28 protein-coding genes and 1 tRNA gene are annotated in these 24331 nt (G+C 55.6%); 18 read left to right on the forward strand and 11 right to left on the reverse strand.

Going from position 1 to position 24331, the window contains the following annotated elements:
- From ACR0LH_RS00675 to ACR0LH_RS00690, 4 genes are all read right to left on the reverse strand, one after another.
- The gene (locus tag ACR0LH_RS00675) at positions 1–876 is read right to left on the reverse strand and encodes a branched-chain amino acid ABC transporter permease (protein ID WP_170388382.1); all 876 of its coding nucleotides are present in this window, start codon (positions 874–876) and stop codon (positions 1–3) included.
- 75 nt (positions 877–951) lie between these two features.
- A complete protein-coding gene (locus tag ACR0LH_RS00680; protein WP_480719261.1) occupies positions 952–1980 on the reverse strand; it encodes a zinc-binding dehydrogenase in 1029 nt (342 codons plus the stop codon).
- A 205-nt stretch (positions 1981–2185) separates the two neighbouring features.
- Positions 2186–2644 (reverse strand): hypothetical protein, encoded by a 459-nt coding sequence (locus tag ACR0LH_RS00685; RefSeq protein ID WP_170416613.1) that lies wholly within the window; start codon positions 2642–2644, stop codon positions 2186–2188.
- Between the two features lie 176 nt (positions 2645–2820).
- Positions 2821–2910: transfer RNA gene (locus tag ACR0LH_RS00690), tRNA-Ser, on the reverse strand.
- A gap of 124 nt (positions 2911–3034) precedes the next feature.
- On the opposite strand from ACR0LH_RS00690, the gene ACR0LH_RS00695 reads away from it, so the two are divergent.
- From ACR0LH_RS00695 to ACR0LH_RS00735, 9 genes are all read left to right on the forward strand, one after another.
- The gene (locus ACR0LH_RS00695) at positions 3035–3877 is read left to right on the forward strand and encodes a DUF2059 domain-containing protein (RefSeq protein ID WP_170485437.1); all 843 of its coding nucleotides are present in this window, start codon (positions 3035–3037) and stop codon (positions 3875–3877) included.
- Between the two features lie 77 nt (positions 3878–3954).
- The gene (locus ACR0LH_RS00700) at positions 3955–4677 is read left to right on the forward strand and encodes a DUF2059 domain-containing protein (protein ID WP_480719262.1); all 723 of its coding nucleotides are present in this window, start codon (positions 3955–3957) and stop codon (positions 4675–4677) included.
- Positions 4678–4885: 208 nt separating this feature from the next.
- A complete protein-coding gene (locus ACR0LH_RS00705) occupies positions 4886–5503 on the forward strand; it encodes a 50S ribosomal protein L21 (RefSeq protein ID WP_170388373.1) in 618 nt (205 codons plus the stop codon).
- Between the two features lie 11 nt (positions 5504–5514).
- Positions 5515–5784 carry a 50S ribosomal protein L27 gene (rpmA, locus tag ACR0LH_RS00710; protein ID WP_010440093.1) on the forward strand — a complete coding sequence of 90 codons (270 nt, stop codon included), beginning with the start codon at positions 5515–5517 and terminating at the stop codon, positions 5782–5784.
- Positions 5785–5877: 93 nt separating this feature from the next.
- Positions 5878–6036, forward strand: coding sequence for a hypothetical protein (locus ACR0LH_RS00715; protein WP_480719263.1), 159 nt, complete (start codon positions 5878–5880; stop codon positions 6034–6036).
- A complete protein-coding gene (locus tag ACR0LH_RS00720; protein WP_170388370.1) occupies positions 6033–6569 on the forward strand; it encodes a GNAT family N-acetyltransferase in 537 nt (178 codons plus the stop codon). The genes ACR0LH_RS00715 and ACR0LH_RS00720 overlap by 4 nt, the downstream gene beginning before the upstream one ends.
- Before the next feature lie 37 nt (positions 6570–6606).
- Positions 6607–7641 carry a GTPase ObgE gene (obgE, locus tag ACR0LH_RS00725; RefSeq protein WP_170388368.1) on the forward strand — a complete coding sequence of 345 codons (1035 nt, stop codon included), beginning with the start codon at positions 6607–6609 and terminating at the stop codon, positions 7639–7641.
- Positions 7629–8735: a glutamate 5-kinase gene (proB, locus tag ACR0LH_RS00730; protein ID WP_480719264.1), complete on the forward strand. Its 1107-nt coding sequence runs from the start codon at positions 7629–7631 to the stop codon at positions 8733–8735. Before obgE ends, proB begins: the two co-directional genes overlap by 13 nt.
- Positions 8736–8754: 19 nt before the next feature.
- A complete protein-coding gene (locus ACR0LH_RS00735) occupies positions 8755–10017 on the forward strand; it encodes a glutamate-5-semialdehyde dehydrogenase (RefSeq protein WP_480719265.1) in 1263 nt (420 codons plus the stop codon).
- Here ACR0LH_RS00735 and ACR0LH_RS00740 read toward each other — a convergent pair.
- Positions 10014–10610 (reverse strand): histidine phosphotransferase family protein, encoded by a 597-nt coding sequence (locus ACR0LH_RS00740; RefSeq protein ID WP_480719266.1) that lies wholly within the window; start codon positions 10608–10610, stop codon positions 10014–10016. The genes ACR0LH_RS00735 and ACR0LH_RS00740 overlap by 4 nt on opposite strands.
- A 43-nt stretch (positions 10611–10653) precedes the next feature.
- Here ACR0LH_RS00740 and ACR0LH_RS00745 point away from each other — a divergent pair, with 43 nt between their 5' ends.
- The 5 genes from ACR0LH_RS00745 to tsf all read left to right on the forward strand — a co-directional run bounded on the left by ACR0LH_RS00745 (position 10654) and on the right by tsf (position 14441).
- On the forward strand, positions 10654–10836 hold the full coding sequence (locus ACR0LH_RS00745) for a DUF3553 domain-containing protein (protein ID WP_170388360.1): 183 nt from the start codon (positions 10654–10656) through the stop codon (positions 10834–10836).
- 98 nt (positions 10837–10934) lie between these two features.
- A complete protein-coding gene (olsB, locus tag ACR0LH_RS00750) occupies positions 10935–11690 on the forward strand; it encodes an L-ornithine N(alpha)-acyltransferase (protein ID WP_480719267.1) in 756 nt (251 codons plus the stop codon).
- 4 nt (positions 11691–11694) lie between these two features.
- Positions 11695–12531, forward strand: a complete 837-nt coding sequence (gene olsA / locus ACR0LH_RS00755) for a lyso-ornithine lipid O-acyltransferase (protein ID WP_480719268.1) — start codon at positions 11695–11697, stop codon at positions 12529–12531.
- A gap of 165 nt (positions 12532–12696) precedes the next feature.
- Positions 12697–13488 carry a 30S ribosomal protein S2 gene (gene rpsB, locus ACR0LH_RS00760; protein ID WP_170388354.1) on the forward strand — a complete coding sequence of 264 codons (792 nt, stop codon included), beginning with the start codon at positions 12697–12699 and terminating at the stop codon, positions 13486–13488.
- 77 nt (positions 13489–13565) lie between these two features.
- The gene (tsf, locus tag ACR0LH_RS00765; protein ID WP_480719269.1) at positions 13566–14441 is read left to right on the forward strand and encodes a translation elongation factor Ts; all 876 of its coding nucleotides are present in this window, start codon (positions 13566–13568) and stop codon (positions 14439–14441) included.
- Positions 14442–14816: 375 nt separating this feature from the next.
- On the opposite strand, the gene ACR0LH_RS00770 is transcribed toward tsf, so the two are convergent.
- The 3 genes from ACR0LH_RS00770 to ACR0LH_RS00780 form a co-directional block, all read right to left on the reverse strand.
- Positions 14817–15572: a LuxR family transcriptional regulator gene (locus ACR0LH_RS00770; RefSeq protein WP_170388350.1), complete on the reverse strand. Its 756-nt coding sequence runs from the start codon at positions 15570–15572 to the stop codon at positions 14817–14819.
- Positions 15569–16018, reverse strand: a complete 450-nt coding sequence (gene aroQ, locus ACR0LH_RS00775) for a type II 3-dehydroquinate dehydratase (RefSeq protein WP_480719270.1) — start codon at positions 16016–16018, stop codon at positions 15569–15571. Before aroQ ends, ACR0LH_RS00770 begins: the two co-directional genes overlap by 4 nt.
- Positions 16019–16142: 124 nt before the next feature.
- Positions 16143–17147: an NADPH:quinone oxidoreductase family protein gene (locus tag ACR0LH_RS00780; RefSeq protein WP_170485428.1), complete on the reverse strand. Its 1005-nt coding sequence runs from the start codon at positions 17145–17147 to the stop codon at positions 16143–16145.
- A 155-nt stretch (positions 17148–17302) separates the two neighbouring features.
- Here ACR0LH_RS00780 and ACR0LH_RS00785 point away from each other — a divergent pair, with 155 nt between their 5' ends.
- Both ACR0LH_RS00785 and ACR0LH_RS00790 read left to right on the forward strand, forming a co-directional pair.
- Positions 17303–18121: an SDR family oxidoreductase gene (locus ACR0LH_RS00785; RefSeq protein WP_170485426.1), complete on the forward strand. Its 819-nt coding sequence runs from the start codon at positions 17303–17305 to the stop codon at positions 18119–18121.
- 24 nt (positions 18122–18145) lie between these two features.
- Positions 18146–19183, forward strand: a complete 1038-nt coding sequence (locus ACR0LH_RS00790; RefSeq protein ID WP_480719271.1) for a phosphotransferase family protein — start codon at positions 18146–18148, stop codon at positions 19181–19183.
- Here the strand turns inward: ACR0LH_RS00790 and ACR0LH_RS00795 are convergent, their stop codons facing one another.
- Positions 19184–19789 (reverse strand): 2-hydroxychromene-2-carboxylate isomerase, encoded by a 606-nt coding sequence (locus tag ACR0LH_RS00795; protein WP_170485421.1) that lies wholly within the window; start codon positions 19787–19789, stop codon positions 19184–19186.
- Positions 19790–19986: 197 nt separating this feature from the next.
- On the opposite strand from ACR0LH_RS00795, the gene ACR0LH_RS00800 reads away from it, so the two are divergent.
- Positions 19987–21204, forward strand: coding sequence for a serine hydrolase domain-containing protein (locus ACR0LH_RS00800; protein WP_480719272.1), 1218 nt, complete (start codon positions 19987–19989; stop codon positions 21202–21204).
- 49 nt (positions 21205–21253) lie between these two features.
- A complete protein-coding gene (locus ACR0LH_RS00805) occupies positions 21254–22123 on the forward strand; it encodes an acyl-CoA thioesterase (RefSeq protein ID WP_480719273.1) in 870 nt (289 codons plus the stop codon).
- On the opposite strand, the gene ACR0LH_RS00810 is transcribed toward ACR0LH_RS00805, so the two are convergent.
- Together ACR0LH_RS00810 and ACR0LH_RS00815 are read right to left on the reverse strand one after the other, a co-directional pair.
- A complete protein-coding gene (locus ACR0LH_RS00810) occupies positions 22120–22887 on the reverse strand; it encodes an SDR family oxidoreductase (RefSeq protein ID WP_480719274.1) in 768 nt (255 codons plus the stop codon). The two genes, ACR0LH_RS00805 and ACR0LH_RS00810, sit on opposite strands and share 4 nt — an antisense overlap.
- 118 nt (positions 22888–23005) lie before the next feature.
- Positions 23006–24235, reverse strand: a complete 1230-nt coding sequence (locus ACR0LH_RS00815; RefSeq protein ID WP_480719275.1) for an acyl-CoA dehydrogenase — start codon at positions 24233–24235, stop codon at positions 23006–23008.
- Positions 24236–24331 lie beyond the last annotated feature (96 nt).

Below are 24331 nucleotides of genomic sequence, written 5' to 3' on the forward strand. Positions count from 1 at the left end.
TTAGACCTTTTTGATCCGAACCTGACTGAATAGCCCGTTCGGGCGAAAGATCAGCACGGCCAGCAACAGAGCATAGGGCGCGATCTGGCTGTACCCCGCAGCGATATAGCGACTGGCGAAAGGCTCGATCACACCAACGATCAAACCTCCGGCCAATGCGCCTGGAAGGCTACCAAATCCTCCGATAACTGCTGCCGCAAATGCCTTGATCCCCATAAGCCCGGTCGTTGGATCGACCGACCCCTTGGCCGCAAACAAGATACCAGCGATCCCGGCCACCACGCCTGCAAGCCCCCAGATAAAGCCCTGCACGCGCTTCACCGGGATACCCATGTAATATGCAGCCAACTGGTTCTGGGATGCACCCTGCATCGCCAATCCCAGCTTGGTGCGACTGAAAAATACGTACATCCCCCAGGTCAGCAGAACGGTAACGACAATGACGGCCACGTCTTCCATCCCCAGCACCAGTCCGCCAAAGCGGACCTCTTTACCGGCAAGAGGGTTTTGCAGGGTTTGTGGCTCATGACCCCAGATCAATCCAGCCACAAAGCGGATCACGAAGCCCAAAGCAATAGTCAGGATGACAACGGCAGTCTGGCTTTCTCCGAACAGGCGGCGGATGATCAGACGGTCCAGCAGATACCCCAAAACACCCATGATCCCCAATGAGATCGGCAGAGCCATCCAAAACGGCAGCCCCATATACTCGGTGTTCGTAAGCCCGATGGTCACAAACGCGCCAAGCATCATGAAATCACCTTGGGCGAAATTCACTGCTTCGGTCGCCTTGTAGATCAGAACAAAGCCAAGCGCGATCAGGCCGTAAACACAGCCATTCGCCAGCCCGCTGATTAACAGCTGAGCGTTATCCAAGTTCACCTCCCATTGCCGGTTTGCCCGGCGTTTTTAACGCCCCGAACATCCTCCTTTGTTCGGGGCTTGGTTCTACTATGGCGTGATTATCACCTTTCCGTCACTCTTTTTCAGTGCTCCGGCCAAACCTGATACTACGTTCGTCAACGCAAGCCTTTCGGAAACGTCGGTTTTCCAGCGACCGTCGGCGAACCGGGCTTGGACCTCACCAACAACGCGCATCTGGTCGGCGGGCGGGGTCGACGTCATCCATTTCGTCAGCCAGAACCCTTCGATCTTTTTGTCCATAAAGATCAACTGACCCGTCTGTGTCAGCTTGGGCAGCTCGGGGCTGAGCTTACCGTAGCACACCCAACGCGCGCCGTTGGGCATTGCACAAAATACCTGCTCCGAAATCTGATCGGCCACTGCGTCCAGGAACACTCGCGGTTTCAACGAGGCACTGAGCGCCGAGAACTTCTGCATGAAATCGGGATCTGACGTCACCAGAACCTCATGCGCACCCAATTCTTTCAAATTCTCGACAGCATCGGCACGACGTACCAGAGCGATCGGTTTAAGACCAAGATCGCGCCCCAAACTGCACATCAGCTTTCCAAGCTGGCTTGTTGCTGCAGAAACGACAAAGGCATCGCCTGCGCTTCTGGCGATATCGACCATCGCCATAGCAGTCATCGGGTTCACGATCTGGGCTGATCCATCCTCGTCCGTGATCTCTGGGCGCAGCGGAATACACATTAGCGCCTGCGTCACGACATATTCGGCCCAAGCCCCGGAACCAGCAGCGACAAAGGCGACACGCTGGCCCTGCAGCGCTTCGGCACCTTTCCCGGCAGCCACAACGTCACCGCAGCCCTCGAACCCCGCAGGCGCACCCTTGACCCGAGGCTGACCGTACTCACCCTTGATAAAATGGATATCCGACGGGTTCACCGAAGACGCGCGCAATTTGATCAACACCTGTCCCGGACCGGGCGATGGCGCCGGGATCTCTGCTTCGGCAAGCCAATCGGCCGCGTTGTCGATAAATGGACCCGTCGCAGCATCAGAATAACCGTCCTGCGTTTGAATAACGGCGAACATGCTAGAAGGCAGAGAGGTCATAAGTCTTCCTATCAGTTGGTTGGCGCCAGCGCGAGAAATGGCAGGTATAAGCCTGTTTCGCACTGAAAAACGCTGCAACGTAGTTGGGTTTTTGCTAGCCAAACAAATGGTTAGCCCAACGTCAACTTGACAGTGACCTGACGTAGCGAGAGCTAACCCAGACCAAAAGAAAAGGGCCGCAGAAAAATCGGCGGCCCTAATAGGTTTACTGTGCGGTCAAAAGTGCCCGCAACTCTTGAAGTTTTTCCGCGATGAGGTCAGGCGATGCCTTGATCTCGTCCAGAATGGCGATTGCCTGTGTTTGCAAGTCTTGAGCCAGCGCGCTTTCCTCGATTGACGCAACCATTGCGTCATAGTCGAAATTCTGAACCGTCAGAGTGCCTTCTTCGATCCAGGAATTCAGCAAATCCTGCCCCTGAGTGGCCAGGGCGGCCACTTCTTCTCCAGCTTGATTGGCAAGGTCCGCCGCGGCTTGGCCAGCTTGCTCAGTCGCGTCGGATGCCTGTTCCGCAACCGACTGCACGGCATCGCTGACGGCATCGCCCGCGTCCTTGGCGGCGGACTGCAACTGCTCTGCGGGCGTAGGTTCGGGTTGGTTTAGATAAAAATAAACACCTGCGCCAATAGCGGCGATAGCTGCACCTAACAAGATCGTACGCGACATGGGAATCTCCTTTAAATACGTGGGACCGAGATGGCCTAACCCTACTGATTTTCCAAGGGGAAATCCTGCGTGTTCTCTGCACTAAGCTGGATTGAGCCGCGCCGCGCCTATCCGCACTGAACCGGCGGCGACATCACGCCACCGCAACGTCCAAGATCACTGAATCAGAAGGATAGTGGCGGAGAGACAGGGATTCGAACCCTGGGTGGGCTTGCACCCACAACGGTTTTCGAGACCGCCCCGTTCGACCACTCCGGCACCTCTCCGCGGGGGTCTGTGAGGGGGGGATTTAGTGAGGAACAACCGGGGGTGCAAGCGGAAAATTCCCAAAATTCACCAAGACTGGATTTTCCATTGCCTGACGACGTAAATCACCTAGGCTCTGATACCATGTTACACATCGCTCGCTCTCTTATTCTGCCTGTGTCCGCAGTGCTGCTGACGCTGTCCGCTCTGACCTTACCCGCAGCCGCCGCGGATCGTGACCGGATTGAGGCTTTTCTGACCACAACCGGCTTTGACGTTGCGCTGGAAAGCATTGCATTGGCCTCGGCCTCTGCGCCCGAGATGCTGGGAATCGACCCCGACGGTTTCGGTTCAGACTGGACGCGCCTGACCGATGAAGTGTTTGACACCGAGGACATGCATGAAACCGCTGTTTCGATACTGGAACAAACGCTCAGCGAAGACGCGCTGAACCATGCTGTCGAGTTTTACGCTTCTGACCTTGGACAACGCCTGGTCGAGGCGGAAAACGCGTCTCATATGAATGACGATGACGACGCCAAACAGCTTGAAGGTCAGGAAATCGTGGCCGGTCTGATACAGGAGGGATCGACCCGGGTTGAGAGCATCAAACGCATGAACAAAGCGATTGACGCCAGCGGAACAGCGTTGCGCGCGCTTCAGGAAATTCAACTAAGGTTTCTGTTGGCGGCCAGCGCGTCTGGCATCATCGACTTGCAGCTAAACGCCGATGAATTGAGGCTAATGCTGCAGCAGAACGAAACCGGTATGCGGCAGGCGCTGCAATTGTCAGCATTGGCTGGCGCAGCTTACACATACCAGGGATTTTCTGACGCAGAAATCGTTGCCTATGCCGAGGCGTTAGAGCAACCCCTGATGCAAGAGGTGTATGAACTGCTCAATGCTATTCAATATGAAATAATGGCCATGAAATTTGAAATTCTAGCTGCACGCATGGCGGACCTCCATCCTGCGCAGGATATCTGATGCGTTTGCTTGCCGCTTGTCTGTCTTTGTTGATTTGGTCCGCTCCTCTATGCGCTGCCGAAAAGTTAGATCGCCTGATGGACGCGCTGCAGCTGTCTGAAGTTGTCGAAATTTTACAGCAAGAAGGGAAGGGGCAGGCACGAGAGCTGAACGAAACGTTCCTAGGCGGTGCCGGTGGCGACTATTTTGAAACCCGGCTGGAAGAAATCTATGACCCCGACTGGATGCGAAACCAAATTACAGAGGCATTCAAAGAACGTCTGACGGACAGCCAACTTGACCGCGCAATTCTGTTTTACGAGAGTGAGTTGGGTCAAACCATAGTCGCCCTTGAAAACTCGGCGCGGCTGGCGTTTCAGGACGAAACAATCAAAGAGATGGCGCAGGACAGCTATTCCTCAGATGACAAGACATCTCAATCATATCGGCTGATAGACGAGTATATTGAGGTTAACGACCTGATCGAAAAGAACGTTCAAAGCACACTCAGCGCCGATTACAACTTTTTCCGCGGTCTTGGCGAAGACACCGGCCTGGATGACGGCGAATTCTTGGCGCAACTTTTGACTGAGAAGGATAACGTGCGTCGAGAAACTGAGACTTGGCTGTATTCCTTCCTGCTCATGGCCTATCAGCCGCTTACCGAAGCGCAGATGCGTGAGAATATTGCGTTCTCGAGAACCGAAACAGGCCGAGCCGTGAACGAAGCGTTTTTTGTTGGCTTTGACCGTATGTACGATGAGATTTATTACCGCCTTGGTCGCGCTGCGTTTCAGGTTCTGAACGGATCAGACCTCTGATGCGTATTTGATGTTGACTTTAACAGCTATTCTATGGATAAGCGCGCATCCCGGCCGGATTTTCCGCGCCGGGTCTCGTTATTATTGACCCAAGGGACTGATCCCAAGGGTCGTCACACAGCCCGAAAAGGGCGCGCTGTTCGAGGTGGCGAAAGCCAAAACACCCGCAAGGGGACCACAGAACGCGGTTAGACAAAGGAAAGACGCAATGTTTGCGGTCCTCAAGACTGGCGGCAAGCAGTACAAGGTTCAGGCGGGTGATATCCTCCGCGTTGAAAAGCTGGCTGCCGACGCAGGTGAAAAAGTCCAATTCAACGATGTTCTGATGCTGGGCGGTGACGCTCCGGTTGTTGGTGCACCTTTCGTTGAAGGCGCAGGCGTACAGGCCGAAGTGATCGAACAGATCAAAGGTGACAAGGTCATCAAGTTCGTCAAGCGCCGTCGTAAGCACAGCTCGAAGCGTACCGTTGGCCACCGTCAGAAGCTGACACTGGTCAAAATCACCGACATCCTGTCGTCGGGCGCTGACAAGTCGGGCATCAAAGCCGCAACCGGTTCGGCACCGGCTGGCGAAGCTGCACCTGCAGCGAAAAAGCCTGCCAAGAAAGCTGAAGCCAAAGCAGAGGCACCCGCCGCTGCTGCTGCCGCTGACGATCTGACCAAGCTGAACGGTGTCGGCCCCGCCGCTGCCAAAAAGCTGAACGACGCGGGTATCGAGAGCTTTGCAGCTCTGGCCGCCTTGTCGGACGAGCAGATTGCTGCTATCGACACCATCAAAGTGAAGCCCGAATGGGTTGAGCAAGCCAAAGAGCTGGCTCAAGGCTAAGGAGAGAGAGAATGGCACATAAAAAAGCTGGCGGTTCCTCCCGTAACGGTCGCGACTCAGCGGGTCGCCGCCTTGGCGTGAAACTCTATGGTGGCCAAGCAGCCATCGCAGGCAACATCATCGTGCGTCAGCGAGGCACCAAGTTCTGGCCGGGCGAAGGCGTGGGCATGGGCAAAGATCACACCATCTTTGCAACTGTTGATGGCGCCGTGAAGTTCCACAAGGGACTCAAGAACCGCACCTTTATTTCGGTCCTGCCAGTGGCGGAGGCCGCAGAGTAAGCCGAAACCCTAAAGGTTTAGAAATAAATGGGGGACCGGCAGAAAATGCCGGTCCCCTTTCTCGTTTTAACGAAGTTTTGACCAGTGACCCGGATGACCAACTCGACACGCAATATTCCAAGCCTTGCCCAAGGCCGGATTGCCCATGCGGTTGAACTTGGTCTGGGCAGAAAATATCTGATGTGGACGTTCGTTGGTTTTGCTGTCGCGTCCGTGGTTTACGTGTTGTTCGGAGGAGGAACGCACTTATGAAGCTTGAGACAATTATAAATCAGCCGGTCATTGAAACCGAGCGGTTCGACCTGCGCCCACTGCGCCGGTCGGATATGGGTCTCATTGAACACTATGCAGGTGATGAGCGCGTGGCGCGGATGACAACCAGTATCGCACACCCGCTGGCGCCCGGCTCGGTCGAGGCGTTTGTGACGCGTTCCATGGCAGACGATCGGGAGGAAGATGTCTGGGTCATGGACGCCATCAAGGATGACGGCCCTGAACTGATCGGCCTGATCTCTTTAAAACGTTTGGATCGAAACCAGTCCGAAGTCGGGTATTGGGTCGCGCCAATTTACTGGAACACCGGAATCGCGTCCCTTGCAGTTGAAGCTCTGGTCGATGCCAACCCGTTGGAGAACACATCAATGTTCGCAAGCGTGTTTCAGGACAACCCGGCGTCGGCTCGGGTACTGACGCATTGCGGGTTTGAATACCTTGGCGATGCAGAAAGCTATTCGGTGGCGCGTGATGCGAACGTGCCCACCTGGACGTACAGTAAAAAACTCTGACTTGTGGTCGATGGGGCCTTTGCATTAGGGGACAGTCATGAAATTTCTCGATCTTGCAAAGGTCTACATCCGGTCCGGGGCCGGAGGTGGCGGCTGCGTCAGCTTTCGGCGTGAAAAGTACATTGAATACGGCGGACCCGATGGCGGGGACGGCGGCAAAGGTGGCTCGGTCTGGGCCGAGGTTGTGGACGGGCTGAACACCCTGATCGACTTCCGCTATCAGCAACACTTCTTTGCCAAGAACGGTCAGCCGGGTCGTGGTCAACAGCGCACGGGCAAGGATGGCGATGACATCGTCCTGCGCGTGCCCGTCGGCACTGAGATTCTGGATGAGGACGAAGAGACCGTCATCTGCGACCTGACCGAGGTTGGGCAGCGCGTGTTGCTGGCCAAGGGCGGCAATGGCGGGTTCGGTAACCTGCATTTCAAATCGGCCACCAACCAGGCACCGCGCCGCGCCAATCCGGGGCAGGCGGGGATCGACCGCACCATCTGGCTGCGGCTGAAGCTGATCGCTGATGTGGGTCTGCTGGGGATGCCCAATGCGGGCAAGTCAACCTTTCTGGCGGCCACCTCGAACGCGCGACCGAAGATTGCGGATTATCCGTTTACGACCCTGCACCCCAATCTGGGCGTTGTGGGCGTTGATAACGTCGAATTTGTTGTCGCTGATATCCCCGGCCTGATCGAAGGTGCGCACGAAGGGCGCGGCATTGGTGACCGTTTTCTGGGCCATGTCGAACGTTGCGCCGTGTTGCTGCATCTGGTCGACGGCACCTCGGAAACCGTGGCCGAAGATTACCGCACCATCATTCATGAACTTGAGGCATACGGCGGTGAACTGGCCGAGAAACCTCGGATCACCGTGCTGAACAAGGTCGACGCGCTAGATGATGAGGAACGCGCGCTGGCTAAGGCCGCGCTGGAAGAAGCTGTCGGTGGTCCTGTCATGACCATGTCGGGTGTCGCACATCTGGGCGTGACCGAAGTGCTCCGCGCGTTGCGTGCGCAGATTGACGACAATCGGGTGCGCCAGAAACCCGCTGAGGAGGCGCAGCCTTGGCAACCCTAAGTGCCGCCAAACGTCTTGTTGTGAAAATCGGGTCTGCTTTGCTGGTGGACCGCACCACTGGTTTGTTGCGGTCAGACTGGCTTCATTCACTGGCGCAGGATGTTGCGTGGCTCAAAGGGCAGGGGACGGATGTTATCTTGGTGTCCTCTGGGTCCATCGCTTTGGGTCGGGGTGTATTGGACCTGCCGATGGATACGTTGCCGCTTGAGCAATCTCAGGCAGCCGCTGCGGTAGGTCAAATTCGCCTTGCCCGCGCGTATGAAGAGGCGCTAACGCCGCACAAGATTACAACCGCACAGGTTCTGGTTACCCTTGAGGACAGTGCAGATCGCCGCCGCTATCTGAACTCACGCGCCACACTTGAGACCCTGTTGGGGCTTGGTGTCGTGCCGATTGTCAACGAAAACGATACAGTCGCCACGGATGAGATCCGATATGGAGACAATGACCGCCTTGCCGCGCAAATCGCCGTCACGGTCGGTGCGGATCAACTGATCCTGCTGTCGGACGTTGACGGGTTCTATACTGGCAACCCGGTTCAGGATGCCTCGGCCACGCGCTATGACGTGATCGAGGAAATCACTCCTGAGATTGAGGAGATGGCGGGTGATGCGGGTTCGGGTCTGTCCAAAGGTGGTATGAAGACCAAACTGCTGGCCGCTAAGATGGCGACGGCGGCGGGGTGCGATATGGCGATCACCGAAGGGTCACCTTTGAACCCTTTGAAAACGCTGGAAAGCGGGGCGAATTGCACGTGGTTCACGGCCACGGTTGACCCGCACGCGGCGCGCAAACGCTGGATCTCGGCGATGAAACCGCGCGGTGAGATCGTGGTGGATGCGGGCGCAGCGAAGGCCCTTGGCAATGGCAAAAGCCTGCTGCCAGCGGGTATCGTCGAAGTGACCGGCGATTTTGGACGCGGCGACCCAGTGGCGATCATCGACCCACAGGCGCGACGCTTGGCGCAGGGGCTCAGCCGCTATACCGCGCAAGAGGCGGATGCAATCAAGGGGCGCAAGTCTTCCGAGATCGAGGCGACGCTAGGCTATCCGGGCCGCGCCGTTCTGATCCACCGGGACGATCTGGCGCTGTAAGAAAAGAAAGGCACGAAAGATGAAGGATTTTGACAGCATTCCCGCCCTGATGGCTGATCTCGGTGCGCGGGCGAAAGCCGCGTCGTCCGATCTGGCCTTTGCGAGTGCCGAGCGTAAACATGCCGCCCTGATCGCGGCGGCTGACGCAGTATGGGCGCGTCGTGCGGACATCATCGAGGCAAACAAAAAAGACCTAGAGTTCGGGCGCGAAAAGGGTTTGAGCCCGGCCATGATGGACCGTCTGATGCTGGACGAAGCCCGCGTACAGGGCATGGTCGATGGGCTGCGCACAGTGGCTGATCAGACTGACCCGGTCGGAGAGGTTCTTTCCGAATGGGACATGGCGTCCGGCCTCAACATTCAACGCGTGCGCACACCGCTTGGCGTTATCGGTGTGATCTATGAAAGCCGCCCGAACGTAACGGCAGATGCCGGCGCCCTTTGTCTGAAATCAGGGAATGCCGTGATCCTGCGCGGTGGGTCCGAGAGCTTTCACTCTTCGGGCGCAATCCATGCCTGTCTGGTCGAAGGGTTGAAGGCCGCAAACCTGCCCGAAGACGCCATTCAGTTGGTCCCCACACGGGATAGGGCGGCTGTGCAGGAATTATTACGGATGACCGACTATGTCGACGTGATTGTCCCTCGTGGCGGTAAAGGGCTGGTAGGGCTGGTGCAACGGGAAGCCCGCGTACCGGTCTTTGCGCATCTCGAAGGGATCGTGCACATCTATGTCGACAAAGCCGCAGAATTGCAGAAAACGCTGGATGTTGTCCTGAACGCCAAAACGCGGCGCACTGGAATTTGCGGTGCTGCAGAATGCCTGCTCGTTCATGAAGATATCGCCGAGACATTGGGTCAAAGCGTTATCCAAGCACTACTGGCGGCAGGTGTCGAGGTTCACGCAGAGGGCTCTCTGGCTACCCCGGGTACTATTGACGCAACCGCTGAGGATTGGGGCAAAGAGTTCCTGGACAGCATCATTGCCGCCAAACCCGTGCAGGGCATCGATGATGCAATCGCTCACATCCGTGAATTCGGCTCGAACCATACGGATTGCATCATCACCGAGGATCAGGCCGCTGCAGATCGGTTCTTTGAACGTCTCGACAGCGCGATTCTAATGCACAACGCCTCGACCCAATTCGCCGATGGTGGGGAGTTCGGAATGGGCGCCGAAATCGGGATTGCCACAGGCAAAATGCATGCGCGTGGTCCGGTTGGTGCGGCTCAGCTAACCAGTTTCAAATATCTGGTCCGCGGGAACGGGACTGTCCGCGACTAGAACCGGATCACGATGCGGGTTGAGGTGGTATCCACAGCAACCCGCCGCCCCAAAGCGACCGCTGCGTCCGGTAGAAGGGCGAACTGCACATGCGCCGGGGTTACTTTGTTTGAGAAACGGCCCGTCGGCAGGTTTTTCCAAAGATCGCTGTCTAGGTTCAACTTGTCGCCGACGCCAGTTACCGACCAGTTGCGGCCATCACCCAAGATGGTCACGTCTCCACCAAATGGCATTGCGCTTTCACAACACATCAAGGCCAAAAACGCTAATTTGACCTGATTTCGGGGCACCGCCTCGGTCAGGTTCCAGTTGACTCGCACCCGGCCTGCTTTTTCCACATCCTTCAGCAGCTCTGCCACTTCAGCCCGCCCAAGGGGCTGTTCACCTGCGGACCCGAAGGCCACTCGAAAAAAGCGTATTCGCGCCCCGGCGCTGCCGACACTGCCTGCGATCAGCTCCATCTCGGGACCTTGAGTGCCGCCAACCATCTCAAGCAGTTCCAGACCGTTGGTGATCGCCCCGATTGGGCTGATAAGATCGTGACAGATGCGCGAGCCGATCAGCTCGACCAGGTTGACGTCTGTAGCGCTCATGCGTACCTCCTGCTGTATCTGCCGCCGGACCCGGAGCCCAGTCATGTCAGACCTCAATGCCATTCTTGCACCGGGCATGTATGTCCGCCACCCTGATTTCCCCGATTGGGGCATTGGACAAGTGCAGTCCAATATCGGCGGCAAGATCACCGTAAACTTCCGCGAGCAGGGGAAAGTGGTGATTGACGGATCGCGCATCGCCCTGATGCCTGTCTTTGATCCGTGAAACTGGTTTAGGAAAGGTTAACGCGCGGTCGCTCGCGCCTTATGTTGCCATCCCCCCGGCACCTGCGGTATCAGCCCTGAAACAACACGGAACCTCAGATGCCGGACGCAGGCCCATCCTTCACCGTCAAACTCGCCGAGACCGACGCCGAACTGCACGCAGCGCAACGGCTTCGCTATAACGTTTTCGTACGCGAGCTGGGCGGCGGCGGAGAGATGGTGGACCACGACGCCGGGCTTGAGCGGGACAAGTTCGACCCCTATTTCGACCACATGCTGGCGATCGACGACCAGACAGGCGAAACTGTAGGCGTTTACAGGCTGTTACCGGGCGAACGTGCCGCAGAATTGGGGCAATTTTATTCCGAAGACGAATATGATGTGACTGTCCTGAAAGACAGCGGGCGCAAGCTGTTGGAACTGGGGCGGTCCTGCCTTCATCCCGACTATCGCGGCGGTACGGCGATGTATCATCTGTGGAATGGTCTGGCGACCTATGTGGCAGAGCGCCAGATCGAGGTGCTGTTCGGTGTTGCCAGTTTTCACGGCACCGATGTGCAGGCTCTGGCGCAGCCTCTGTCCATGCTGCATCACAACCATCTCGCCCCGCCAGACCTAAGGGTCCGGGCGCAGCCCGAAGTGTTTGAGTCGATGGATCTGGTCGCCCCGGACGCGCTGGACCGCCGCGCGGCTATGGTTCAGGTGCCCGCCTTGATCAAAGCCTATCTGCGGCTGGGCGGGTTCGTGGGCGAGGGGGCGTTCATTGACCACGCCTTTAACACTACGGACGTGTGCCTGATCCTCGATACGGCGCGCATGAACGAACGCCAACGGCGTATTTATAGCGGAGCTTAAAGCGTTGAGTGACTCGTCCTGGCACAGCGAAGATGCCCCAGACCCCATCGAGCTCGGCATTTCGGGCTGGGCACTTGCGATCCTGCGTGGTGTACCTTTGATCGTTTTGCTGCTTGGTGGTTTAACCATCCTGCTTGTCATTCGTCTGATTGAAATTCCCTTCTTTGGACTGCACCGCCCGGTAACTCCGTTCATCACGCAGTTCGTCTGCCGAAATGCACTGCGTATTCTTGGCATTGGCTTTGAAACATCAGGTGAGTTGATGACGCAACGCGGGGCGGTTGTGGCAAATCACTCATCCTGGTTGGACATCTTTTCGCTGAATGCGCGCAAAAGAGTGTATTTCGTGTCGAAAGCAGAGGTCGCAAAATGGCCCGGTATCGGATGGCTCGCCCGCGCAACCGGCACGGTTTTCATTGAACGGGATCGCAAGAAAGCGCGCGAACAGACTCTTCTGTTTCAAGAACGTTTGACCGCCGGTCACAAGTTGCTGTTCTTTCCGGAAGGAACCTCGACGGATGGTCTGCGCGTTTTACCTTTCAAAACAACGCTCTTTGCCGCGTTCTTTACCGATGAACTGCGTGATTTCATGTACGTGCAGCCGGTTTCAGTTGTCTATCATGCACCTCAAGGCGAGCCGAACAGGTTTTACGGATGGTGGGGCGACATGGATTTTGGACCGCACCTGCTGAAAACACTCGGGGCACGGCGACAGGGGTCGATCGAGCTGATCTATCACGCTCCGGCCAAGGTCAGCGACTTTGCCAACCGCAAAGAACTGGCTGCTCATTGCGAAGCTGCGGTCCGTCATGCGCATAGTCTGGCGCAGCTTGAAAAATAAGGGCAAAAGCCTCTTGCGCTGCTTCTAAACCTGCCGTATACGCGCGCCATTAAACCCGCAGGCGGGGTTTGGCCTTTTTGAGGGAGACATCCTCATCAAGACCGCCGGTTGGAGCATCCGCTTCTTTCACCCCCGCCCAGGCGTAAACCGGAAAAGGAAAATAGCATGGCTCTTCCCGAGTTCACCATGCGTCAGCTGCTGGAAGCTGGCGTTCACTTTGGTCACCAGACACAGCGTTGGAATCCCCGCATGGGCCCGTTCATCTACGGCTCGCGCAATGGCATCCACATCATGGATCTGACCCAGACCGTTCCGATGCTGGATCAGGCTCTGCAGGCCGTTCGTGACACCGTCGCAAAAGGTGGCCGCGTTCTGTTCGTTGGTACCAAGCGTCAGGCCGCTGGCCCGATCGCTGAAGCGGCTGAAAAGTCGGCTCAGTACTACATGAACCACCGCTGGCTGGGCGGCACGCTGACCAACTGGAAAACCGTTTCCCAGTCAATCAACCGTCTGAACCAGATCGACGAAGCCATGGAATCCGGCGCAGAAGGCCTGACCAAGAAAGAGCGTCTGGGCATGGAGCGTGACCAGCAGAAGCTGCAAGCGTCGCTGGGCGGTATCCGCGAGATGGGCGGCGTTCCTGACCTGCTGTTCGTCATCGACGTCAAAAAAGAAGCACTGGCCATCGCCGAAGCCAACAAGCTGGGCATCCCGGTTGTGGCTATTGTCGACACCAACTGCTCGCCCGATGGTGTAGACTACATCATCCCCGGCAACGACGACGCAGCCCGCGCGATCTCGCTGTACTGCGACCTGGCCGCTCGTGCCGCTCTGGACGGTATGACCGCCCAGCTGGGCGCCGCAGGTGTTGACCTGGGTGAGTTTGAAGAAGCTCCGGTTGAAGAAGCCGTTGCAGAAGAAGCGCCCGCCGACGCAGAAACCCCTGCCGAAGCGTAAGCTGCCCGTCACGTAAATGACATATGGGGCAGGGTATGACCTGCCCCAATTCCGTTTGAATTGAGGAGAGCCAAAAGATGGCAATCACAGCAGCAATGGTAAAAGAACTGCGCGACTCGACCGGCGCAGGCATGATGGACGCGAAAAAAGCGCTGACCGAAACCGGCGGCAACATGGAAGAAGCCGTTGACTGGCTGCGCACCAAGGGTCTTGCAAAAGCAGCCAAGAAATCGGGTCGTACCGCAGCCGAAGGTCTGGTTGCAGTCCACGTCAATGGCGGCAACGGTGTTGCAGTCGAAGTAAACTCGGAAACTGATTTCGTCGCGAAAAACGCCGAATTCCAAGAAATGGTCGGCAAGATCGCATACGCAGCCGAAGGCGTCGACAATGTCGAAGCTCTGCTGGCTGCTGATCTGGGCGGCAAGAACGTCGCGGACACTCTGACCGACAAGATCGCAACCATTGGCGAAAACATGTCGGTGCGTCGTATGGCCAAGCTGTCGGGCGACACCGTTGTGTCCTACGTCCACAATGCTGCAACCAACGGCATGGGTAAAATCGGCGTTCTGGTTGCTCTGACCGGTGGTGACGAAACGATCGGTAAGCAGATTGCGATGCATATCGCGGCTGTGAACCCGGCAGCTCTGTCCGAGGCGGACATGGACTCGGCTGTTGTCGAGAAGGAAAAGCAGGTTCAGATGGACATCGCCCGCGAATCCGGCAAGCCGGAGCAGGTGATCGAGAAGATGATCGAAGGCCGCATGAAGAAATTCGTGGCGGAATCGACCCTGCTGAACCAGCAGTTCGTTGTGAACCCTGATCTGACCGTTGAAGCGGCCGCGAAAGAAGCTGGCGCAACCATCACCGGCTTTATCCGTCTGGAAGTTGGCGAAGGCATCGTTGTCGAAAAAGAAGACTTCGCAGCCGAAGTTGCCAAAGCCGCTCAGGGCTAAATTCGATCTCAGATCCCGTTTGGGTTCTGAGTTCATCACAAAGGCCGGCCACGCACTGCGTAGCCGGCCTTTTGTTTGCGCAAATAAAAAAGGACACCGAAGTGTCCAATACTCATTGGATAGAATGAGGGGCCCCGCATGATGGGGATGGTTGAGGCCCCCCATGATTTCCGACATAGGTACGTGGACGAATAGACGCCCCTGTGCCAGAGCGATCAGAGAGCTTTGTTATTGCAAAGATCCGACCAAACGTTCCCAGGCTAAAGCCACCACTCACGGAACATTAACACTGTGCAACCAAATGCTCAGATTCGGGAAGTCATGTTTTCCTTACCTAAGGTAAATTGACGCAGAGCAGCGTCAAAATTTGGCCCGTTACGCTTCCATGATGAACATCTGGTTCTGCAATGACGCCTTGAGCACAGCCTGAGCCGTCGTTTCCACCGCCAACGACTCTCGCGCGAGCCTCAGATGCTTTTCAACCGTCGCTGCAGTCAGCCCCATCAGCAGGGCAATGTCCTGTGTCGTCTTCCCGTCGCCGACCCATTCCAGCGCCTCGCGCTGCCGCTTGGTCAGCGCACGGTTAGGGGCATTGTAAGGCAGGGTCAAAATCTTGAGATGCGCGACGTTGTTCATCAACAGGATGTCTTCGCCATGCTCGGCCCACACCTCGTCAACTTCTTCCTGAGTGCGCGAACCGCAGCCAGACAGTGAAATCGCGCCCTTTGAGCGCATCGAAACCGAATTGAAGCTGACGGTATAACCAGCCACAACACCCTTGGAACGATTGAACTCGACAACTTTGCGTTCGTGTTCCGTAAGGGTTCCGTCCACCATCATGTCCTGTGTAATTTTCCAACTAGCGGCACCTTCGTTCTGCAAAGCCCATTTCAACATCGGAGCGTTGAAATACAGGCCGTCCCGCAGGAACCCATCCAAGTAGTCCTTGCCGTGGTTGGTCAGAATTACGAAGTCCTCTGGATCGCCCAGCGACGTTTCAGTCCTAAAGCGTGTGAAACCGTAGAGCAGCCGGTGAAAACCATACTCGGCCATTTGCCTGCAATGAGCGTCCCAAAGTTCCTCGAGCGTTTTGGTATAACTGAGGAAATGGAGATACTCATGCAGCTTCATGCAGAAGCCCTTGCGTTCAAGTGAGCGGACAACGCATCCAGAGCCAACACATAGCTTTGCGCCCCGAAACCGCAAATTTGCCCGATCGCCACGCGCGCAATATACGAGGCGTGTCGAAAGCTCTCACGCGCGTGGATGTTGGACAAGTGCACTTCCACCACTGGCAACTCCACCGACGCAATGGCGTCCATTAGCGCGATAGACGTATGCGTGTACGCCCCGGCGTTCAGGACGATGCCGTGTTGGGTGTCCTTGGCCACGTGAATTGCATCAATCAACTGACCTTCGTGGTTTGATTGAAAATGAGACACGTCCAGACCAACAGATTTGCCGTGTTTCACGCACAAATGCTCGACCATCTCCAGTGTCGTGCTGCCGTAAACCTTTGGCTGCCGAGTACCCAGAAGATTGAGGTTCGGGCCGTTTAAAATCAGAGCTTTGTGCATTTTCTCACTGTTCCCGTTTACAGGTTCATAAACGCGAAAAGGTGGGGATGTCTACCACCGGCGCAAATTTCAAGCGCACGAGAAACACCCCGCACGCCGTCTTTGTTCAGCTCAGATTTCGATCTCACGAGTTTTCCGGCATTGAAATCACCACTTTGCCCAGGGCTGTTCGATCCGCCAACATCGTCAGCGCTTCGGCGGCACGGTCCAGTGGAAACTTTGCGCTGATCTGCGGTCTGATCGCGCCCTTGCCGTATAAGTCGAACAATTCTTTGACATTTTCTGCGTGCCCGGACGGGTCACGAAAAACCGAAGCGCCCCAGAAAACGCCAACAATCTGACAGCCTTTGAGCAGTGGCAGATTAAGCGGAATCTTGGGAATACCTGCCGGGAACCCAACAACCAGATACCGGCCATTCCACGCCATACTGCGCAGTGCAGGTTCGGCATAGTCTCCACCCACAGCGTCGTAGACGACATCGACTCCGTTAGGTCCGGCCAAAGTCTTGATTTCAGAAGACAATGCCTTTTGCGCATCCCGGTCCATCGTGTGCGAATACACGATGGTTTCATCCGCTCCGATCTGGCGGCAGAACTCTGCTTTTTCGTCAGATGAAACTGCGGCGATCACCCTGGCGCCCATAGCCTTGCTCAATTCGATGGCGGCAGTACCGACGCCACCGGCAGCGCCCAGTATCAGGACGGTTTCATCCGCCTGAACGTTCGCGCGGTCCTTGAGCGCGTGGTAAGACGTGCCGTAGGTAAAAATGAAACACGCCGCGTCCTCAAAAGGCATTGACGCAGGAAATTTGACCGCAGTGGCAGCTTTGATCCGCAGACGAGTTGCGAACCCTCCGTGGCCAGTCAGCGCCAAAACACGATCACCCACGTCGAATCCGGTAACACCTTCGCCGACCGCCAGCACTTCGCCCGCGATCTCTCCGCCCGGCGCAAATGGTCTGGGTGGCTTGATCTGATACAGGTCCCGGATCATCAGGGTATCAGGAAAATTCACGCCTGCGGCCCGAATCCCAACCAGCAATTCACCCTTCTTGGGTTCCGGGTCGGGCAGGGTGGTCAGTTCCAAAGTTTCTGGTCCCCCAGGAGCGACGCTGAGTAATGCTTGCATGTTGGTTCCGTTATCCCTGTTATTCGGTCAGGAGGAACTTTGGCGCCGCAGAAACTGTTGTCAAGAAACCAACTCCGCGCACTTTAGTGAAGGGTGCAAGGCTGGAGGGAATCTCGACTTATGCGCGCCATACTGAAAACACCGAGGTAAAAACCATGACCCCCGAAACGTTATTTTCGCTGCAGGGTAAAACCGCACTCGTCACTGGCGGTGCAACAGGAATAGGGCGAATGGCCGCTGAAGCTCTGGTAAGGGCAGGCGCGCATGTTCTGATTGCCTCTCGTAAAAGCGAAGCCTGCGAAGCAGTGGCCGACGAGTTGAACGCACTGGATGCTCCTGGCAGCGCCGAAGGTTTCGGAGGGGACGTTGGAACCAAAGAAGGCGTAGAGGCCATGGTTTCCGAGATTAACAACCGGACAGATCGCCTTGATATTCTAATGAATAACGCTGGTGTATCCTGGGGTGCGCCGATGGGCCAGTTTCCATACGAAGCCTGGGACAAGGTGATGTCCGTCAACGTTGCCGGAATTTTCGATCTAACTCAGAAACTTCTGCCCATACTTATGAAGTCAGGTTCCGCAGACGATCCGGCGCGCGTTGTCAATGTCGGGTCGGTGATGGGTGAGGTCCCGATGGGTGACGGTGCCTACAGTTACGCGGCCTCAAAGGCGGCTGTGCTGCATCTTACAAAAATCATGGCGAAAGAGCTGTCTCCCTATAATATCACCGTAAACGCGCTGGCACCGGGTCCGTTTGTCTCTCGTATGACGGCGTTTGCGACAGGGGATGAGACGCTGCGGAAAAAAGTAGGCAAAACCGTCCCTCTGGGCCGCGTTGGTTGTGATGAAGATATTGCTGGCTGCATGCTGTTTCTGTGCGGCCGCGGGGGAAGTTATGTTACCGGCGCTGTCATACCGGTTTCGGGCGGCATAAATGTCGTGACGGCTGGAAATATTTTTGCCGGGGCACAATAGGAACGCGCTGCAATGGGAACAGGAATGACGGACAAAGCAAATCTGGACCTGACAGCGGTGGACAGCTACCTGAACGCTCATCTTGAGGGCTATCAAGGGCCGCTGGACGCAACAAAGTTCGACGTCGGACAGTCTAATCCCACGTTCGAGCTGCGGACACCGGCGAAGTCATACGTTCTGCGCCGCAAGCCACCAGGGGTTCTGCTGAAATCGGCCCACGCGGTTGACCGCGAGTTTCGCGTTCAAAGCGCGCTTGTCGAAAGCAACGTGCCCGTGCCAAAGATGTATCTTCTGTGCGAGGATGACAACGTCATCGGCTCTGCATTTTACATAATGGAACGACTCGAAGGGCGCAGTTTCCTTGAGCCGACCATGGACGGTGAGACAAATCAGACCCGAACTGACGTGTTTGATGAGATGAACCGCGTGTTGGCAGAGTTGCATATGGTTGACGTTGATGCTGTCGGGCTTTCGGACTTCGGGCCGCCAGGGAACTATTTTGAGCGTCAGGTCGCACGGTGGACAAAACAATACCGGGCCTCGGAAACTAGAACCATTGAGGATATGGACACGCTAATCACAAAGTTGGAAAGCGCGATCCCCGCAGATGACGGTCAGCGAACTCTGGTTCACGGTGACTATCGGATCGACAACATGATGTTTGAACAAAACGGAACCCGCTGCATCGGTGTTCTGGATTGGGAATTGTCGACCATCGGCCACCCTTACGCCGATCTGGCAGCCGTCATAATGCAATGGCAGATGCCACCGGGAAAAGAGGGACGAGGACTGGCAGGCATCGATCGGGCTTCCTTGGGTTTGCCGTCAGATCAGGAGTTTATCGATAAGTATTGTCAAAGAAGGGGTATTTCCGGGATCGACAATTTCGGGTTCTACCTGGCCTTCAACTTCTTCCGCATGGCCGCCATCCTACAGGGGGTTTATAAACGTTCTCTGGATGGAAATGCTTCTGATCCGAAGCGTGCGCAAAGGCTAGGGGCATTCGTCCCGATGTTCGCTCAGCACGGCCTGGCCGCTCTGGTTTCGGCCGAAAACAATTGATCAGGATGAACTTGGCAGCTCAAGCTCCAAGTTCCCAAGGCTGTTTTTGCCAAAGAACATCTCGGAACCTGCGAAAAAGGTAGGCACGCCAAATACGCCTTTTCTAACAGCGGCTTTCGTCTGATCCTTGAGCCGCTGCTTCACCTCAACTCCGGTCATAGCTTCTCGGAGTTTACGAACCGGCAATTCGTTCTCTTGCAGGATATCTGCTAGAACATTGATCTCATCAACTTTCTGACCGTGAACCCAGATTGCATCAAATATGGCATCTACATAATTGTTTTCCCACGCCTTTCCACGCGCGAATATAGCGCCGCGCATCGCAAACTTGGTATTGACCGGATAGTGCGGACTCATATGGAAGCTAAGCCCACGGCGTCTGGCATACCGATGAAGGTCATGGGTCAGATAAGCAGACTTTTGACGGATTTCTGAAAACGCCTGAAACGGGTTCTGATTATGCGTTGCCTTGAAAACCGTAGCCAATAGCACCGGAACATAGTTGATCTCGACCCCGTGCCGAGCGGCAACGTCAGGCAGGACCTTGTGCGCTAGAAACGCGTTGGGACTGCAAAAATCATAAAAGAAATCTACGGCTTGCGGCATCTTCTTCTCCCCAAATGGCAGTTTTCAACCACACACTCGCCACGACGAACCGATTCTCTTTCTCTAACATTGTAGCAGGTGGCCGCGATCAAAGTACGACAATGGGAGAAAACGCCGTTTTCTCTGTCATTTTGGCTCAAGGGATCGCAAAGTCACGTCGATACATTCAAAGTTTTCAAGAACCGATGGGCAGTCAGATGAAATTTGATGAAACGCGGCTGGACCGTATCCGTGATTGGATGCAGCGCTATGTTGACGAAGAAAAATACGCGGGTAGTTCATTGTTGGTTCTGCATCGTGGATCTGAGGTGTTCTTCCACTCGGCGGGCCTCAGAAGTGTTGAAAACAAACTGCCATTTGAACGCGATACGATCGCCCGAATATACTCGATGACAAAACCTGTGACATCAGCCGCCCTTATGATTCTGGCCGAGCGTGGCTTGTTTCATCTTGACGCGCAGGTATCTGATTTTATTCCTGAATTCAAAAATGCACGCGCCCTGATCAAAGGCGCGTCGCGGATAGATCAGACTGAGGCATCGACACCTCCGACGCTGCATCAAATCCTGACCCACACAAGCGGCTTCAGTTATCCTTTCAATCCCGGAGTGCTGCCGGCGGCTATGGATGATCAGGACATGATCTTCGGACCAAGGCAGGGGCTTTTGAAGGACCGCGTTTTTGATCTTGCAAAGCTGCCACTGGCGTTTCAACCCGGAACCCGCTGGGAATACTCCGTTGGAATTGACGTATTGGGTCGCGTTATCGAAGTCGTGTCCGGCCAGACACTCGACCAGTTCTTCCGCACGCAGATATTTGAACCGCTGGGGATTGAGGAAACAGACTTTTCGGTGTCTGTCGGGGCAGGGGATCGGTTTGCGTCCCTGTACACGCCGCTGTCCGGGGACGCGATGGCGCTGAACTCGGCCGAGAAGGGAGCCCAAACCCTGCGGTTGGTAGATCACCTCGGAAAATCCCCTTTCGAGCATGCAACGACCTTTTCAGGCGGTGGAGGGCTGGTGGGAACCATCGACGACTACGCCAAGTTTGCCGAGATGCTTCGTAATCGGGGGCAGGGCAACGGTCACCGCTTACTGGGGCCAAAGACCGTCGATTACATGATGCAAAACCACTTACCCGGAGACATTGCATCCATGGGGCCTCAGAGTTTTGCCGAACAACCAATGGAGGGGACGGGTTTCGGTCTTGGTGGAGCGGTCGTGTTGAACCCCGGCAGGACGCGCACTCCGGGGTCCATCGGAGATTACAGTTGGGGTGGTATGGCCTCGACTTTCTTTTGGATTGATCGGGTAAATGACCTGACTGTCGTATTTTTCACCCAACTGTCACCTTCCAGTTCTTACCCATCGCGTTCCGAATTGAAGGCTCTTGTACATGGGGCAATGATTGAATGACCGGGACTGTGCTGATAGGCCCCTTCCAACACACAGCCGGAGACACCGCATGACTGAGGCAGAACGCATCCTTCTTGACCTTTTGAACGTCGAAAGGCTTGAAGTTGACCTGTATCGCGGTGTCGGTTCAGGCGGTGAAACCCCCACGAGAATATTTGGCGGGCAGGTGGTCGCTCAGGCGCTTGCGGCTGCGTACCGTACCGTTGACGACAGGCTGTGCCACTCTTTGCACGCGTATTTTATTCGACCTGGCGATCCATCCATTCCCGTTATTTATCAAGTGGATAGGGCACGAGATGGAGGTTCCTTCACGACCCGGCGTGTTGTCGCGATACAGCATGGAAAACAAATACTGAACATGTCCGCTTCGTTTCATGTGATGGATGAAGGCTGGGATCATCAGCACGCTATGCCAAGCCTTGAAAAGCCCGAAAAATACCCTTCGCGAGACGAGCTGCGCGACAGGTATCTTGACGAAGTCCCAGCCAAACTGCACGGCGAACTGAAACGAGAACGACCAATAGAAGTTCGCGAAGCCAGTCATTTACACCCGTTGACACCCGAACAATCAGATGACCGAAATCAAATCTGGTTTCGCATGAATGCCGCATCACAAGTCGATGAAGTTACACAACAATTGCTTTTGACATATGCCTCGGACATGTACTTGCTAAGCTCTGGCTTGCGCCCACACGGGCTGAGCTGGTTCTCGGGGGATGTCAACGGCGCGAGCCTGGATCATGCGCTATGGTTTCATGCTCCGGTACGTTTTGAGAAATGGCACATGTACGCGATGGATGCACCCTGGACCGGACGAGGGCGCAACTTTAATCGTGGCTCGATATACTCGGAAGACGGAACTCTGGTCGCATCGGTCGCCCAGGAAGGGTTGATGCGGAAAACGCAGAAATCCGGTTAATTTCCTTCGATAAACTTCTGATTTAACACACGCATCCCGCCTAACCAGCGCTCGTAGTCGCCAGCTTTGACCTGCATGTAGTTCAGAACTTCGGGATGCGGAAGGATCAAAAACTGTTCCGCTTGAATTGCTTTGACGCACGCTTCGGCGACGTCTTCCGGTTCAAGCATTCCGTCAATCGAAGCGACGGACTCTTCGTGTCCGCGCGTCATTTCCGAGCGAACTGCCTGCGGACATAGGACGGATACACACAGCCCCTTGTGGCCATACGTCAAAGAAAGCCACTCTGCGAACCCAACGGCCGCGTGCTTAGTCACCCCATAGGGCGCGGCACCGGGCTGATTCAATAGTCCCGCAGCCGAAGCCGTTGTCAGAAAATAACCGCCACCGCGCGCAATCATGCGAGGCACAAGATGACGCGCTGCCCAAACATGGGACATGACGTTTATTTTCCAAATCCGGTCCCATTCTTCGTCAGGCACATCCAGACCGCCAAGCGTCAGGATGCCGGCATTCGCGCAGAACAGATCTATAGAACCGATATTTTTTTCAACGTCTTCGATCAGGTTCTTCACATCGTCTTCGCGCGAAACATCGCAACGAAACGAGTGTCCACCGATTGATTGAGCTATGGCGTCTGCACCAGCTTGATCAATGTCCGCGCAAACTACAGTCGCGTTTTCACGAGCAAAGCGTTCTGCAAGACCTTTGCCGATGCCACCAGCGGCGCCAGTGACAACAATCGTTTTTCCGCGCAGTTCCATTTTTCACCTCGGCATTGTGTTCAGGAAGTAATCCTAAAGCACTGGTTAAACGTGAAAAGCTAAAGTTAGCTAATCACATTTTTTACCATAATACCGATTATGCGACTTATTGATGGGATCAGTAAAACGCCTGTAATCCAGTCTGTGCCCGTCCCAGGATCAACGCATGGACGTCATGCGTGCCTTCATAGGTGTTCACAGTTTCAAGATTGACCATGTGCCGGATCACCTGGAATTCCAGCGAGATACCGTTGCCGCCGTGCATGTCTCGGGCCATGCGCGCGATTTCAAGCGCCTTGCCGCAATTGTTGCGTTTGACAATAGAGATCATCTCGGGCGCGGCATCGGCCTGATCCATCAGACGGCCAACGCGCAAACTTCCTTGCAAGCCCAAAGCAATCTCGGTCTGCATGTCAGCCAGCTTGCGCTGGAACAGTTGAGTTTGCGCCAAAGGCTTGTTGAACTGTTTCCGATCCAGCCCGTATTGACGTGCACCGTGCCAGCACGCTTCGGCCGCGCCCATGACACCCCAGCTAATTCCGTACCGAGCGCGGTTCAGACACCCAAACGGGCCTTTCAAACCTTGAACATGAGGCAGCAACGCGCCCTCGCCCACCTCGACACAATCCAAAACGATCTCGCCAGTGATCGACGCGCGCAAACTCATCTTGTTTTGGATTTTCGGAGCACTCAGGCCCTTGAGACCTTTGTCCAGAACGAACCCACGAATTTTACCATCGTGCGCATCGGACTTGGCCCAGATCACGAAGACATCCGCAATCGGAGAGTTCGAGATCCACATTTTGCTGCCAGTCAACCGATAGCCGCCGTCAATCTTCTCGGCTCGGGTTTTCATACCCGCCGGATCAGAACCGGCGTCCGGTTCGGTCAACCCGAAACAACCAATCCATTCTCCGCTGGCAAGCTTGGGCAGGTATTTCCGGCGCTGTTCTTCGCTGCCATATGCATAGATCGGGTACATGACCAACGAGCTTTGGACCGACATCATCGACCGATAACCGGAATCCACGCGCTCGACCTCGCGGGCGACCAAACCATACGACACGTATCCGCCGCCCAATCCACCGTATTCTTCGGGGATAGTGGTTCCCAAAAGACCCATTTCACCCATTTCCCGAAAGATTTCAGGATCGGTTTCTTCGTTTTGAAACGCGTCTGTAACCCTTGGTTGAAGCTTTTCTTGTGCGTATGCCTGTGCACTTGCCGCGATCATACGCTCGTCTTCTGTCAACTGATCTGACAGACGGAACGGATCGTCCCAAGCGAATTGACCCAAGTCCGGAGCATCTTTGGCACGCAGGGTCGGCTTTGTATCAGGGGCGTTCATGGTCTGTCTCCGCTCAATTTTCTTGGGCGCAAACTAACCTGTCGGTCGCTGAAATGACAGTAAGAGATTCGCAATATGTTATGAGTTCAACTCATA

The sequence above is a fragment of the Ruegeria sp. CL6 genome (assembly GCF_056536465.1).

Excerpts from the sequence above, each read along its gene's own strand:
- ACR0LH_RS00720 (WP_170388370.1), top strand. The coding sequence starts at position 6,033 with ATGAAGCTTGAGACAATTATAAATCAGCCGGTCATTGAAACCGAGCGG.
- olsB (WP_480719267.1), top strand. The coding sequence starts at position 10,935 with ATGCCGGACGCAGGCCCATCCTTCACCGTCAAACTCGCCGAGACCGAC.
- aroQ (WP_480719270.1), bottom strand. The coding sequence starts at position 16,018 with ATGCACAAAGCTCTGATTTTAAACGGCCCGAACCTCAATCTTCTGGGT.
- ACR0LH_RS00715 (WP_480719263.1), top strand. The coding sequence starts at position 5,878 with ATGACCAACTCGACACGCAATATTCCAAGCCTTGCCCAAGGCCGGATT.
- ACR0LH_RS00770 (WP_170388350.1), bottom strand. The coding sequence starts at position 15,572 with ATGAAGCTGCATGAGTATCTCCATTTCCTCAGTTATACCAAAACGCTC.
- ACR0LH_RS00745 (WP_170388360.1), top strand. The coding sequence starts at position 10,654 with ATGTCAGACCTCAATGCCATTCTTGCACCGGGCATGTATGTCCGCCAC.
- rpmA (WP_010440093.1), top strand. The coding sequence starts at position 5,515 with ATGGCACATAAAAAAGCTGGCGGTTCCTCCCGTAACGGTCGCGACTCA.
- ACR0LH_RS00785 (WP_170485426.1), top strand. The coding sequence starts at position 17,303 with ATGACCCCCGAAACGTTATTTTCGCTGCAGGGTAAAACCGCACTCGTC.
- ACR0LH_RS00795 (WP_170485421.1), bottom strand. The coding sequence starts at position 19,789 with ATGCCGCAAGCCGTAGATTTCTTTTATGATTTTTGCAGTCCCAACGCG.
- ACR0LH_RS00805 (WP_480719273.1), top strand. The coding sequence starts at position 21,254 with ATGACTGAGGCAGAACGCATCCTTCTTGACCTTTTGAACGTCGAAAGG.
- ACR0LH_RS00680 (WP_480719261.1), bottom strand. The coding sequence starts at position 1,980 with ATGACCTCTCTGCCTTCTAGCATGTTCGCCGTTATTCAAACGCAGGAC.
- ACR0LH_RS00740 (WP_480719266.1), bottom strand. The coding sequence starts at position 10,610 with ATGAGCGCTACAGACGTCAACCTGGTCGAGCTGATCGGCTCGCGCATC.
- rpsB (WP_170388354.1), top strand. The coding sequence starts at position 12,697 with ATGGCTCTTCCCGAGTTCACCATGCGTCAGCTGCTGGAAGCTGGCGTT.
- ACR0LH_RS00700 (WP_480719262.1), top strand. The coding sequence starts at position 3,955 with ATGGACGCGCTGCAGCTGTCTGAAGTTGTCGAAATTTTACAGCAAGAA.
- ACR0LH_RS00695 (WP_170485437.1), top strand. The coding sequence starts at position 3,035 with ATGTTACACATCGCTCGCTCTCTTATTCTGCCTGTGTCCGCAGTGCTG.
- ACR0LH_RS00800 (WP_480719272.1), top strand. The coding sequence starts at position 19,987 with ATGAAATTTGATGAAACGCGGCTGGACCGTATCCGTGATTGGATGCAG.
- obgE (WP_170388368.1), top strand. The coding sequence starts at position 6,607 with ATGAAATTTCTCGATCTTGCAAAGGTCTACATCCGGTCCGGGGCCGGA.
- ACR0LH_RS00810 (WP_480719274.1), bottom strand. The coding sequence starts at position 22,887 with ATGGAACTGCGCGGAAAAACGATTGTTGTCACTGGCGCCGCTGGTGGC.
- ACR0LH_RS00685 (WP_170416613.1), bottom strand. The coding sequence starts at position 2,644 with ATGTCGCGTACGATCTTGTTAGGTGCAGCTATCGCCGCTATTGGCGCA.
- tsf (WP_480719269.1), top strand. The coding sequence starts at position 13,566 with ATGGCAATCACAGCAGCAATGGTAAAAGAACTGCGCGACTCGACCGGC.
- ACR0LH_RS00790 (WP_480719271.1), top strand. The coding sequence starts at position 18,146 with ATGACGGACAAAGCAAATCTGGACCTGACAGCGGTGGACAGCTACCTG.
- ACR0LH_RS00780 (WP_170485428.1), bottom strand. The coding sequence starts at position 17,147 with ATGCAAGCATTACTCAGCGTCGCTCCTGGGGGACCAGAAACTTTGGAA.
- ACR0LH_RS00735 (WP_480719265.1), top strand. The coding sequence starts at position 8,755 with ATGAAGGATTTTGACAGCATTCCCGCCCTGATGGCTGATCTCGGTGCG.
- ACR0LH_RS00705 (WP_170388373.1), top strand. The coding sequence starts at position 4,886 with ATGTTTGCGGTCCTCAAGACTGGCGGCAAGCAGTACAAGGTTCAGGCG.
- ACR0LH_RS00815 (WP_480719275.1), bottom strand. The coding sequence starts at position 24,235 with ATGAACGCCCCTGATACAAAGCCGACCCTGCGTGCCAAAGATGCTCCG.